The sequence below is a fragment of the Nostoc sp. DSM 114159 genome (assembly GCF_053470285.1).
Window position 1 is genome coordinate 3,442,835 of sequence record NZ_JBPFEH010000001.1, and the last position, 12,696, is coordinate 3,455,530.

The window sequence follows — 12,696 nt, forward strand, 5'->3', positions numbered from 1 at the left end:
TATTTTTAGTTACAAATCAGCAATATGTTTCAGGATAAATTTATGATTAATTGTTTAGTTTCGATAGTAACTATATCAAAGAATTATTCAAATGGCTTATACAAAACTTTGGAGTCAGTAAAGGAACAAGATTATAAAGGTATACAGCACATTATTATTGATGGAAATTCTGATGATGGGACTAAAGAACTTTTAAAGTCATATTCACATTCCAAGATGTACACTTATTCCTCAGAACCAGATAATGGTATATCAAATGCCTTTAATAAAGGTCTGGAAAAAGCTAATGGAGATTTAATTTTATTCTTAAATTCTGGAGATGTATTTTTTTCCACAACAGTAATTTCTGAAGTTGTGGAAAGCTACCTTCAGCATAAATGGAAATGTGCCATAGGTATCACAGTTACTACAAGCTTTGCAGGAGAAACTATACTTTATCGTCCACCACAACTTTCATCAAAGTTTCTAAAATATTTTATGTTTTTACCCCACCAGGGTTTTTTCTGTGAAACTTCTTTACATAAGAATTATCATTATAATGAATCTCTTAAAATTTCTATGGACTATGAATTGTTTATCAGAATGCTGAGAAATGTAAAAATATTTTATTTACCTTTAGTAGTATCAATACGGGAACCTGGAGGAGTTTCTAGTCAAACTCAGAAGAGAATTATTGAGCATTCAAATATACGTTTGAAATATGCTGAAAAAATCCACGATAAATTAATTATTAGGATTGTTAATGCTTTAATAAGGTTAAAAGGTTATTTAAAGATTGATTCACCTTTCGTTTTAAAAAAGAAATGAGTAATTTAATTAATATTCCTTTATTGATAAATAATACCATCGATACTTTACAATATTTTTATCTGAATACAGTGTGAAAAATGCATATAATATATCTTTTTAGACCAAAAAACCCGATGTTACATCATTGCTCGGAATCTTTTTGTAAAGCAATGAATTTAAATGCTGATTGTGATAAAGAGAATAATCATATAAATTACTTATATTCTATAAATGTACAGAATAGTTGGTCGTTAATCAAAAGTTTGATAAATTTGAAAATAGAAGATAAAATATCAGTTTTTTTCTTTCTAATTCAGTCAGATTACTTGGTTTTAGCCTTTGTTTTAAAGGTGATTAGCCGAATATTTAATCAGCAATTGAAAATATATTATCTAATGCATGAACCTAAATTTGAAAAAGCAAGAATTAACCCTTTAAAAGCTTATATTATATTTATTTACCATTTATTATTTGGCTATATAGCAGATAAAATTTTAGTACCTAGTAATGAAGCTCTTTTGAAAGCTAAAACTTTTATTAATTATGATAAACTTTATAAGTTGAATTTATCCTTTGTTTCTCCTGATGTAAACATATTGCAAAGTAATTTAAAACAATTAAAGTTAAGTTGGGATAATGCCAAAACTTTTTCATTACTAGGTCGGTCTGATATAGATAAGAATCCTCAAGGTTTTTTGAATTTGGTAAATATTATAAACAAGCATTATCCAGAAAAGGTTAGATTCATTCGTGGTGGACGTGACAGAAATGTTCAAGTTCTCTATGATGAAGAAGTGATAATTAGATTTAATGGTTTCATTTCCAATAGTGCTAAAAAATTTTTATTAGGGTTAACACATTTTGTTGTTATTCCCTACTCTTACTCAACTCAAAGTGGTGTGGTAGCTGAAGCCTTGAGTTATGGAAAATTGTTAATTGTTAATGATATTCCTACATTTTCATATCTTCAAGGTTTGAAATTTGTCTATTTGATTGATTTTAACGATCAAAATGCAATGTTAAAATGTATACATAATTTATTTACTATGGATGTCAATGAATACGAAAACCGATACTGGGAAGCAATAAGATACTTTCAAGAAAATCATTCAGATACTTATATATCAAAAGTTTTAAGAGATTTATTGGAAATGCATTAACTGATAAACTAAACTTTTTACGTTTTTTAACAAGCAATCAACCAATAACAAATGAGCGCTGAAAATTATGAAACTACTTTTTGTTACTCCACGATTTCCTTACCCTCTTTTGCGAGGAGACCAAGTTGTTTCTTATCATCGTCTTCGTACTTTAAGTCAAAGACACGAAATTACGTTACTTACTTTTTATGAAGATCCTTCAGAACTAAAAAATATTGATTACATAAGCCCTTACTGCCAAACAATACACACAGTCCGCCTTCCTAAGTGGCAGTCAATTCTTAACGTAGCTAAAGGAATATTTAACTTTCAATTACCACTACAAGTAGCTTATTATAGTTCTAATCATTTTCAATCTAAAGTAGATTCAATTTTATCAAAAAATAATTTTGATTTAATACATATATTTTTGCTTAGATTATCTCCTTATTTTCAGAATATTTCGATTCCCAAAGTTATAGAAATCATAGATTCGATGCAACTAAATTTAGAGCGTCGTGTTGCTTTAGAATCTTTGCCCCAACGTTGGATTTTTCAAGAAGAACTTTCTCGTATCATTAAATATGAACAGAGTTTGGACGTTTTTTTTGATTCTATAGTTGTTGTATCTGACAAAGATAGAAAAGTTATCCCTAGTGAGCGGGTAACAGTTATCCAAAATGGTATAGATACTGAATTGTTTAGCTTACAACAACAACCACCACTCAAACCAACTCTAATTTTTTCGGGCAATATGAGTTATGCTCCTAACGTTCATGCAGTGAAGTGGTTCGTTAAAAAATGCTTACCAATAATTCAGCAAACAATTCCTGATACTTCTCTTATAATTGCTGGTGTTAATCCCTCTAGAGAGATTCGCAGTTTAGAGCAAATACCTGGAGTAACAGTTACAGGTTTTGTAAAATCTATGCCACAAACCCTGAGGCAAGCAAATGTTGCAATTGCTCCTATGCAATCAGGTTCAGGCATTCAAAACAAAATTTTAGAAGCTATGGCATCAGGACTACCTGTAGTTACTACCACTCTTGGACTGGGTAGTTTGAAAGCAGAACCTGGGAGAGAAATGCTGCTAGCAGACAGTCCAGAAAATTTTGCAAAAATTACAATTAGTTTGCTACAAAATGCTGAATTAGCTAGACAAATTAGCTATAAAGCAAGAAAATTTGTCGTTGAAAAACATAGTTGGGAGGTTGCATCTTATCAAATGGAAAAAGTTTATACTCAGATTCTAAGTAAGGAAAAGATTAGCCAAATTTATTAAATTAGCTAATTTTGATATATTAACATTTCATATTCAATCTTATAAAAGAGTAGTTTATTACTGGAGATATAACTATGGAGTCCGACAAATCCGTAATACTTTTAGAATTTAATGAGCTTTGTCCTTCATTGATTAAACGTTTTATTCAAGAAGAAAAGTTACCTAACTTTAAGCGACTTTATGAAGAGTCAGCAGTTTACACAACCGATGCGGAAGAACAACCACCATTTCTAGAACCTTGGATTCAATGGGTGACAGTACATTCTGGTTTACCTTATAGCGAACATCAAGTGTTTCTTCTTGATGAAGGATATAAACTAAAATCAAAATCTCTCTGGGATATTCTTTCGGAAGCCGGATTAAGAGTCTGGGTTTGTGGCAGCATGAATGCGAACTATAATTCTCCATTAAATGGGTATATTCTGCCAGATTTTTGGAGTACGAAAGTAACTCCTAATACTGCTGAATTATTGCCATACTTCCGATTTGTACAAAAGCAAGTGCAAGAACACACAAATGATTCTGTTCCTGTCAGCCGTGCAGATTATCTTAGATTTTTGACCTTTATGAGTAACCACGGACTTTCACTACAGACCATCGGTGCTATTGTCCAACAAATAATTCGTGAGAAAATCACAGCAAAGTGGCGCTGGCAACGTGCAACTATTGCAGACAAACTTCAGTTTGATTTATTCAGTTGGTACTACCGAAAGTTTAGACCTCACTTTTCAACTTTTTTTATCAATAGCACAGCTCATTTTCAGCACATGTACTGGCGCAATATGGAACCAAATAAGTTTCAAGTTAAGCCGTCAGCAACAGAGCAGATGGAATACGAAAAAGCCATTCTATTTGGCTATCAAGAAATGGATAAGTTGATAGCTAATTTCTTAAGCTTAGTAGATAGCAATACGACTTTAATGTTGTCAACAGCCTTAAGTCAACAGCCTTGCTTGACTTATGAAAGTTCAGGAGGAAAACGCTTATATCGACCGCGCAAATTTGAAAATGTATTAGAATTCGCAGGTGTGAATAGCAAGTATGTTTGCTCTCCTGTAATGGCTGAAGAATTTTATATTCGCTTTGAAAATGAGCAGGATGCAACTGAAGCTGAACAAAAGCTTTTAGCTTTGCAAGTTAATCAGCGTTTGATGATGCGATTAAAGCGCAATGGCAAAGATGTTTTTGGTGGCTGTGGTATTTTTGACCAATTATCAAACGATGCAACTCTGAGTATTGCTAATAGCGAAAAATCAATACCATTTTTTCAAATTTTCTACCAAATAGAAGATATTAAAAGTGGTATGCATCATCCCGATGGCTTTTTATGGATTCGCAAACCAAGCTGTCAGCATTCGATTCATGAAGATAAAGTCTCTCTGCTTTCTATCGCTCCAACTATTTTGGAATTATTAGACATTCCCAAAGCAGATTTTATGAAGGGAACTGCACTAGTTTAAAAACAAAAGCTAATAAGTAGCAACGACTAATTAAATTGTAAATTACGTAGGTTGAGTTGAGGCGCGAAACACTACACTTGTATGGGTTACGCGATTCGCTAGCCCATTCTACTACAATAGACAAACGTCCTGTGTCGTGTCCTGCGTCGTAGGGACAATTCATGAATTGTCCCTACACTCGTACTTGAGGCAACGCATAATTGTTTTCCACTCAATTGTTTATTAACTTATTCTATTTGATACAGCCGAACTTCATAAGGATTTAAAAGAGTGCTGAAACTTGCCTCACTGGATAAGTTAGTAATAGTTTTTTTATTAAAAGTAACTATTTTACCAGCTAACATCTGAGTAAGTTTTACTGTGAAATTTATTTGAGTCGGATTGTGATTAACAGCTATCATTAATGTTTTTGTACTATTAATAATAGGGAATAATTTAACTTCTACATCTGAGTTGTTTACTTGTACTGGATTGCTTAAACTGTCTCCTCTAATGATTGTAGGAATGTAGTCTCGAAATTCTTTAATAGTAGGATACAAAACTGACTCTTTCCAGGAAGGTGGAGAGAGATAGTGTATCCAAAATAGTAGCCCATCAGCCCCTGTCAGCACTGATAAATAAAATATATAGCGAAATTCTAGCTTAGTTGGTAATCGTTTCTTGGACTGATTTTCGCTATAAGCTTGTACTACGTTCCAAAATTTTTTGTTTTTAACATCAGCTAGGGAAATGACTTTGTATAGTGCATTTCGGTAAGATGATACCCATTGGAATTCTGCAACTCCCTCTTCGCATGGATAACGATCCCACATCAATATATCCATTGCATCAGTGTAGGGTTCAATTTTTTTTATGTCAGCAAAAACTAACCCCACTGGCTTCGATTTATCTTCTTCCTTAATAGCTTTGTATATCTTTTTTAATAAATCTGGAGAAAGTGGTATAGGTTTTTTTATTTCTGGTTCATCATAAAGATACCAAGCATAAACGGAGGGATGGTTTTTATAAGTACGAATAAAGTCTTTTACTCCTGAAATATTTTCTGATTCGATTAAAGGACGAGGAATCTCAAGCAAGATTTTTATTGATGTTTTTTTAGAAGCATCCAAAAATGCCTGGATTTTTGCCTTGCCTTCTTTTTCAACATAGGGCATTAATAAGTCAATTCCTTTAGAAGATGCTTTGAGTGGTACATCTATATTATTGATATTGTCATACCATCCTAAGAAAAAGGGTAAACTTCGTTTTCGATTAGTTAAATATTTTTTGGGATTTAAACTGACAAGTATGCTGCTAGTAGTAGCTAATAAAAAACCAGGAATTAAAGCTAGAAATTTACGTCGCGTTATCATTCTCAAATATTAAATTTCAGAACAAGCTTAATTAAACATCACATTGATTGGTTTGGCAATATTTGCTATTATCTATGAACCATTGCAACTTAATTCAAGGACATTTGAGTACCTACCTCATACCTCAGCAGCGATGTAAGCAACTGTTTGTCCGCGATCAAACTGGTCACGTCTAACTTTGGTGATATATGCTGGTTCTATGAAAATCATTCGCAATATTTAGAATTATAAATATCTTGTAACAGTTTCACTGCGTTAGCATTTTTTGTAGTCAATTTAAAGCGATCGCTACCACTAACAGTTATGCTTTCTTTAGTCACTGTCCCTTTTGAAAAAGTGACATAAATATAAGTATAAAATTATACATTTAATTTGGTATCGTCGTAGTGGTGGACTTCACTGTTGTATACCAAAGTTGGTATTTGAAATCTAGTCTTTGCTCACTTGACAACGGTGCTGATATTTTCTCTGGAAGCGCATTTGCGGAGTGACAGCGAAAATAATTGCGATCGCACATAAATTAGCATTGAATCAATAGTTAAATTTAAAACTTTTGTTCTTAGCATTTACCCTTAATCTTAATACTGACTATTTCCAGATTAAACTACCACACATTAAAATTATTTATCCTTTAGTGTCAGTTTTAACATACCTTTACTTGTAACAAAAATCACTTAAAATCAACGAATAACCACTGGACAGTGACTAAGTGCAACCTTTAATTAATGCATATAGCCAATTCTTTGCCTGCCTCTGTGCTTCCCTCTGTGCCCCTACCCTTCCAGAAGGCGAAGTGCCTATGCCTTTAAATAAAAAAGAAATCGGTAGACAGTTTCTAACCTACGACTAAGTTACAAAACTTAGACTTAATCTCAGATAAACTGGGGTATGCACTTTTAAGACTGGAGATGAAGATACAGGTTCTACATACTTCTTAATAAATCCGCCTTGAGAACGCAAAACGTTCTAATCTAAAAGCTAACTGGGTTAATTTACTGGCAGTTTTGCAGGCAATACTCTCAAGCTCATAAAGCATAGACACGCCGATGTGTCAAGCCTCAAAACAATCCAGACTTAACATATAAACGCTTATGATGGGAGTTTTACAAATCCGATGAGTGTTAAGGCGAGTGGTGGAAGCTCGGTTGCGCGTCCGCAACTATATCAAACCCTAACTGTATCCACAATTACCCAAGCGGAGCAGCAAGACCGTTTCCTGGGAAGTGGTGAACTAAATGAACTGGCAAGCTATTTTGCATCTGGTGCAAAACGTCTAGAAATTTCTCAGACGTTGACCGACAATGCCGAGATTATTGTGTCTCGAGCTGCTAACCGAATTTTTGTCGGTGGTTCGCCAATGGCTTTTTTAGAAAAGCCCAAAGAAGTAGAAATAGTACCTGTTAGTGCTGTTGCCGGTGCTAATGTTCAGCAAGGGATGCAACTGGGAACTGTAACCTACGTTGAAAGTCGTGGCGGGTTCTTAGAAAATTTACGCTCAATATTTAACTCATCCCCCAGCGGCCCGACACCTCCAGGTTTCAGACCAATTAACATTGCTCGATATGGCCCAAGCAACATGGCCAAGAGCTTGCGGGATTTATCCTGGTTCTTGCGCTACGCTACTTATGCGATCGTTGCTGGCGACCCCAACATCATAGCGGTGAATACAAGGGGTTTGCGGGAAATCATTGAAAATGCCTGCTCTGGAGAAGCCACGCTAGTAGCTTTACAAGAAATCAAAGCTGGGGCACTTTCATTTTTCCGCAACGATGCTGAGGGTACAGAAATTGTGTCTCAGTACATGGATGTTTTGTTAACAGAATTCAAAGCAGCCACACCTTCAAATAAACTGCGCCAACGCCCTTCTAGCGACCAGCAAGGGTTAGAATTGCCGCAAATCTACTTCAATGCCTCAGAACGTCGTCCCAAGTTTGTGATGAAGACTGGGTTATCCAGTAGCGAAAAAAATGAGGTAGTGAAAGCGGCCTATCGACAAATCTTTGAGCGCGACATTAGCCGTGCTTATAGTTTGTCCATATCTGACCTAGAATCCAAGGTGAAGAATGGCGACATCTCGATGAAAGAGTTTGTCCGTCGTTTAGCTAAATCTCCCCTTTACCAAAAACAGTTTTACCAGCCTTTTATTAACAGCCGAGTCATCGAACTAGCTTTCCGTCACATTTTAGGACGGGGCCCAAGTAGCCGAGAAGAAGTACAAAAATACTTCTCGATTATTTCTAATGGTGGTCTACCAGCCTTAGTAGATGCCTTAGTAGATTCTGCTGAATACGGCGACTATTTTGGCGAAGAAACAGTACCCTACCTGCGGGGTCTAGGTCAAGAAGCACAAGAATGTCGCAACTGGGGGCCTCAGCAAGACCTGTTTAACTACAGTGCGCCTTTCCGCAAGATACCTCAGTTCATCACCACATTTGCGGCTTACGAGCAACCGCTACCAGATCAACATCCCTACGGTTCTGGTAACGACCCCTTGGAAATTCAGTTTGGGGCGATTTTCCCGAAAGAAACTCGCAACCCCAGTACCAGTCCGGCTCCTTTTAGCAAGGATACCAAACGCATCCTGATTCACCAAGGAGCAGGGATTAATAACCAAAATAGTAATCCCAAAGCGCGGGGTGAAGCTCCTGGTACCCTTGGTCCCAAGGTGTTCAAATTAGACCAACTGCCTGGTACTAGAGGTAAAAAGGCTCCCAAAAGTTCTAGTATCAGATACTCCGAAAGCTCCACGCAAGCAGTAATTAGAGCTGCTTACCTGCAAGTTTTTGGTCGCGATGTCTACGAAGGTCAGCGCCCGAAGGTATTAGAAATCAAGCTGGAAAATGGTGACATCTCAGTACGGGAATTTATCCGTGCTTTGGCTAAGTCGGATGTCTTCCGCAATCTGTACTGGTCATCGCTGTATGTTTGTAAAGCGATCGAGTATATTCACCGCCGCTTGTTGGGTCGTCCGACTTATGGTCGTCAAGAAATCAACAAGTACTTTGATATTGCTTCAAAACAGGGCTTTTACGCGGTGGTTGATGCCATTATTAACAGCGTAGAATACAGCGAAGCCTTTGGTGAAGATACAATTCCTTACGAACGGTATCTGACTCCTGGTGGTGTAGCAGGGCGACAATTACGTGTTGGTAGCATTCGTGATGATATTGCCGCGAAAGTCCAGAAGGAGGTAACACCAAGCTTTGTGACACTGGGTACAGTGACAGAAAAGCGGTCAGAACCAGATATTCAATTCCGCATTAACCAAGGTGTTAGCAAGCAACGGGAACAAACCAAAATCTTCAAATTGGTGGCGAATACTACTGACAAGGTTGCAGTCAAAACTTTGATCAGCGCTGCCTATCGTCAGATATTTGAGCGGGATATTGCACCATACATCGCCAAAAACGAATTTAGCAAATGGGAAAGCAAGCTGGGGAATGGCGAAATTAGCGTGAAGGAATTTATTGAAGGTTTGGGTTACTCTAACCTCTACCTGAAAGAGTTCTACACACCTTACCCCAACACCAAAGTGATTGAGTTAGGAACCAAACACTTCTTGGGACGTGCGCCATTAGACCAAGCAGAAATCCGCAAGTATAACCAAATTTTGGCTACTCAAGGTATTCGTGCCTTTATTGGTGCTTTGGTAGATAGTGTGGAATATAACCAGGTGTTTGGTGAAGATACTGTTCCTTACCGCCGCTTCCCGACCCTGCCAGCGGCAAACTTCCCGAATACAGAGAAGCTTTACAACCAGCTGACCAAGCAAAACGATGACGTGGTTGTACCAAGCTTTAAGCCAGTACAAGCCCGTGTCGGAGTTAGTAACGATACACCGCTTTTGGCACAGGCGATCGCAGATATCGCAGCCCAAACAAATGGTCAGCCATCTTTTGCTGAACTGGGTCGTTCCTACAACGATGCTAGCGGACAATCCGTGGAACAGGGTGTGCGTAAACATGCACGTATTTACCGTTTAACAGAAAACACCAACCAAGACGAAAAACAACAGGCAATCAACGCCATTTATCGTCAAGTCTTGGATATATTTAGCGGTGAAGTGCCTGATAATTTCCGTCGCACTGACCTAGATAGCAAACTCCAAAATGGTGAAATTTCCGTGCGGGAGTTTGTGCGCGAACTAGCTAGTTCCCAAATCTATCGCCAGCGCTTCCTATCACCTTATCCTCATACCAAGGTCATTGAGTTCCTCTTCCGTCATCTGTTGGGGCGTACACCCGCAACTCAGGAAGAAATTGTGCAATACAACAACTTGCTAACCAATAGTGGTTTGTCAGCCGTTGTAGAAGCAATAGTCGAAAGCCCAGAATATAGCCGCTACTTCGGTGAAGATGTTGTACCTTACAACCGCTTCCCATCTGTGCCAGTAGGTAACTACCTTGGCAGTGTAGCGGTTGATTAAGGAGTAGGGAGTCCAAAATAGGGAATAGGGTACAGATTATTTACTGTTCCCTATCCCCTGTAACCTATCCCCTGTCCCCTTCGTAACCTTTCGTAATCCCGCTCTCAGATTGCAGTTAGAACAGCAAATTCTGAAAAGCAATATTACAAAGTATTAAGAGCAGTCATAAATGCTCAACAGAATGCCGGAAAATGTTTTGCGGAAGGTAACTGAGTTTGAAAGCTTGTGTACTTATGTTGACTCAAGCAAACTCGTAATTTATTAGCCGTAGCAGTTGTAAAATTGTTGTGTCTAAAAGGACGAAAAAACAAACTCAGTAAACCAAACTCAAAGTCGCACCAGTTTAATCAAATCCTGGTTTCATTCGTATTGGAGGAATCCATTAATGAGTATCGTCACGAAAGCTATCGTGAATGCTGATGCAGAAGCTCGCTACCTCAGCCCTGGTGAGTTAGATCGGATCAAGTCCTTTGTTACAAGTGGTGAGCGCCGGGTGCGGATTGCTCAAGTTTTATCAGAAAATCGCGAACGGCTTGTTAAACAAGCTGGCGATCAACTGTTCCAAAAGCGTCCTGATGTTGTATCTCCTGGTGGTAACGCTTACGGTCAAGAATTGACTGCTACTTGTCTGCGTGACCTAGATTATTACCTCCGCCTCGTTACCTACGGTATCGTTGCTGGTGATGTCACCCCCATCGAAGAAATTGGTGTTATTGGTGCCCGTGAACTGTACAAGTCCTTGGGAACTCCTATCGATGGTGTTGCTGAAGGTATCCGTGGGCTGAAGAATGGCTCTGCGTCACTGCTCTCTGGTGATGAAGCTAGTGAAGCTGCTGGCTACTTCGACTACCTAGTTGGTGCCCTTCTAGGATAGGGTAAAGCTGTTTACCTACTTAAACAGAAGTATTGCAATACGGTTGGAAATAAGGAATTAACAACATGGCTCAAGACGCAATTACCGCTGTCATTAACTCCGCAGACGTTCAAGGTAAATATCTAGACTCTTCTGCTTTAGAGAAGCTAAAAGGCTACTTCTCTACTGGCGAACTGCGGGTACGTGCTGCTAGCACCATCAGCGCTAACGCTGCTGCGATCGTCAAAGAAGCTGTAGCAAAATCTTTGCTATACTCTGACATCACCCGTCCCGGCGGCAATATGTACACCACCCGCCGCTATGCTGCTTGCATCCGTGATTTGGATTATTACCTCCGCTATGCCACCTACGCTATGTTGGCTGGCGATCCTTCGATCCTAGACGAGCGTGTGCTCAATGGCTTGAAGGAAACCTACAACTCCTTAGGTGTTCCCGTTGGTGCTACCGTACAAGCTATCCAAGCAATCAAAGAAGTAACCGCCAGTTTGGTAGGTTCTGATGCTGGTAAGGAAATGGGCGTTTACTTAGACTATATCTCCTCTGGCTTAAGCTAAGAACTAGTTTGCGCTTAAGAATTTAGGTGCGGCTTTATTAAGGTCTGGAAATCAGCCGTGAGTGCTAGAACGTTATATTGCTTATCTTGGTAAATTATCAGTGATGAGTGTTGGTGGTCTAGTATTGATGTTTGATTTCCAGCCTTTGAATGATTAAAAGATTTGCACTCAAGATTTTGAGATAAAAAAGTTTTCACAAAGTATACAGGAGATTTTCAAAATATGTCCCGTTTGTTTAAAATTACTGCTCTAGTTCCTAGCCAAACCCGAATTCGGACCCAACGCGAACTGCAAAATACTTACTTCACTAAGCTAGTTCCTTATGAAAACTGGTTTCGCGAACAGCAACGCATTCAAAAAGCAGGCGGCACAATCATCAAAGTGGAACTGGCAACTGGTAAGCAAGGCGCTAATACTGGCTTGTCGTAATTCTGTAAATAGAATATTATTTTAGGGAATTGGTAAGAGGTCGAGAAAGACCTCTTTTTTATGGCTCAGATTTTATGCAAATCAAAAGTTAAACATATTTAAAAGACGATACCCACGAGTATAAAGTGGAACTGGAGCGTCAGCATTCTTTCTATTCTTAGCTTGTTCAACAGTTTCATCAAACACAATTAGCGTTTCTTTCCCAACCTTCAGGCACTCTTCATAAGGCACACTCATATCTTCTTCAATACCAGCAATATTAGGTGCGACCATTGCCCGATAAGCTTCATTGAAAATTTCTTGCTGGGCCAGTTTCTCTGTATCCTTCAAAGTCAGAATTCTTAGAAGATATTTTTGAACAGATGTTGTCGGAGTTAATTAACCTGAGTTC

9 protein-coding genes and 1 pseudogene are annotated in these 12,696 nt (G+C 38.1%); 8 read left to right on the forward strand and 2 right to left on the reverse strand.

Annotation, left to right across the window (positions count from 1 at the left end; all coding sequences use genetic code 11):
• The first annotated feature begins 24 nt into the window (after window positions 1-24).
• The 4 genes from ACR5KR_RS14170 (at window position 25) to ACR5KR_RS14185 (ending at window position 4,670) form a co-directional block, all read left to right on the forward strand.
• Window positions 25-807, forward strand: a complete 783-nt coding sequence (locus ACR5KR_RS14170; protein WP_448266973.1) for a glycosyltransferase family 2 protein — start codon at window positions 25-27, stop codon at window positions 805-807.
• A 152-nt stretch (window positions 808-959) separates the two neighbouring features.
• Window positions 960-1,949, forward strand: coding sequence for a hypothetical protein (locus ACR5KR_RS14175; RefSeq protein WP_448266974.1), 990 nt, complete (start codon window positions 960-962; stop codon window positions 1,947-1,949).
• A 67-nt stretch (window positions 1,950-2,016) separates the two neighbouring features.
• Window positions 2,017-3,210: a glycosyltransferase gene (locus ACR5KR_RS14180; RefSeq protein WP_448266975.1), complete on the forward strand. Its 1,194-nt coding sequence runs from the start codon at window positions 2,017-2,019 to the stop codon at window positions 3,208-3,210.
• 74 nt (window positions 3,211-3,284) lie between these two features.
• Window positions 3,285-4,670: a hypothetical protein gene (locus ACR5KR_RS14185; protein WP_448266976.1), complete on the forward strand. Its 1,386-nt coding sequence runs from the start codon at window positions 3,285-3,287 to the stop codon at window positions 4,668-4,670.
• Between the two features lie 227 nt (window positions 4,671-4,897).
• On the opposite strand, the gene ACR5KR_RS14190 is transcribed toward ACR5KR_RS14185, so the two are convergent.
• Window positions 4,898-6,022 (reverse strand): glycoside hydrolase family 2 TIM barrel-domain containing protein, encoded by a 1,125-nt coding sequence (locus ACR5KR_RS14190; RefSeq protein WP_448266977.1) that lies wholly within the window; start codon window positions 6,020-6,022, stop codon window positions 4,898-4,900.
• A gap of 1,114 nt (window positions 6,023-7,136) precedes the next feature.
• On the opposite strand from ACR5KR_RS14190, the pseudogene ACR5KR_RS14195 reads away from it, so the two are divergent.
• The 4 genes and pseudogenes from ACR5KR_RS14195 to ACR5KR_RS14210 form a co-directional block, all read left to right on the forward strand.
• Window positions 7,137-10,436 (forward strand): annotated as a pseudogene (locus ACR5KR_RS14195) (phycobilisome rod-core linker polypeptide); the annotation flags it as partial.
• Window positions 10,437-10,833: 397 nt separating this feature from the next.
• The gene (apcA, locus tag ACR5KR_RS14200; protein ID WP_322698411.1) at window positions 10,834-11,322 is read left to right on the forward strand and encodes an allophycocyanin subunit alpha; all 489 of its coding nucleotides are present in this window, start codon (window positions 10,834-10,836) and stop codon (window positions 11,320-11,322) included.
• A 65-nt stretch (window positions 11,323-11,387) separates the two neighbouring features.
• Window positions 11,388-11,876, forward strand: a complete 489-nt coding sequence (apcB, locus tag ACR5KR_RS14205) for an allophycocyanin subunit beta (protein ID WP_104908010.1) — start codon at window positions 11,388-11,390, stop codon at window positions 11,874-11,876.
• A gap of 222 nt (window positions 11,877-12,098) precedes the next feature.
• Window positions 12,099-12,305 carry a phycobilisome linker polypeptide gene (locus ACR5KR_RS14210; protein ID WP_094349821.1) on the forward strand — a complete coding sequence of 69 codons (207 nt, stop codon included), beginning with the start codon at window positions 12,099-12,101 and terminating at the stop codon, window positions 12,303-12,305.
• Window positions 12,306-12,386: 81 nt separating this feature from the next.
• Here the strand turns inward: ACR5KR_RS14210 and ACR5KR_RS14215 are convergent, their stop codons facing one another.
• Window positions 12,387-12,635 (reverse strand): hypothetical protein, encoded by a 249-nt coding sequence (locus ACR5KR_RS14215; RefSeq protein WP_448266978.1) that lies wholly within the window; start codon window positions 12,633-12,635, stop codon window positions 12,387-12,389.
• Window positions 12,636-12,696: the final 61 nt, after the last annotated feature.

Excerpts from the sequence above, each read along its gene's own strand:
- ACR5KR_RS14210 (WP_094349821.1), top strand. The coding sequence starts at position 12,099 with ATGTCCCGTTTGTTTAAAATTACTGCTCTAGTTCCTAGCCAAACCCGA.
- ACR5KR_RS14175 (WP_448266974.1), top strand. The coding sequence starts at position 960 with ATGAATTTAAATGCTGATTGTGATAAAGAGAATAATCATATAAATTAC.
- apcA (WP_322698411.1), top strand. The coding sequence starts at position 10,834 with ATGAGTATCGTCACGAAAGCTATCGTGAATGCTGATGCAGAAGCTCGC.
- ACR5KR_RS14185 (WP_448266976.1), top strand. The coding sequence starts at position 3,285 with ATGGAGTCCGACAAATCCGTAATACTTTTAGAATTTAATGAGCTTTGT.
- ACR5KR_RS14180 (WP_448266975.1), top strand. The coding sequence starts at position 2,017 with ATGAAACTACTTTTTGTTACTCCACGATTTCCTTACCCTCTTTTGCGA.
- apcB (WP_104908010.1), top strand. The coding sequence starts at position 11,388 with ATGGCTCAAGACGCAATTACCGCTGTCATTAACTCCGCAGACGTTCAA.
- ACR5KR_RS14170 (WP_448266973.1), top strand. The coding sequence starts at position 25 with ATGTTTCAGGATAAATTTATGATTAATTGTTTAGTTTCGATAGTAACT.
- ACR5KR_RS14190 (WP_448266977.1), bottom strand. The coding sequence starts at position 6,022 with ATGATAACGCGACGTAAATTTCTAGCTTTAATTCCTGGTTTTTTATTA.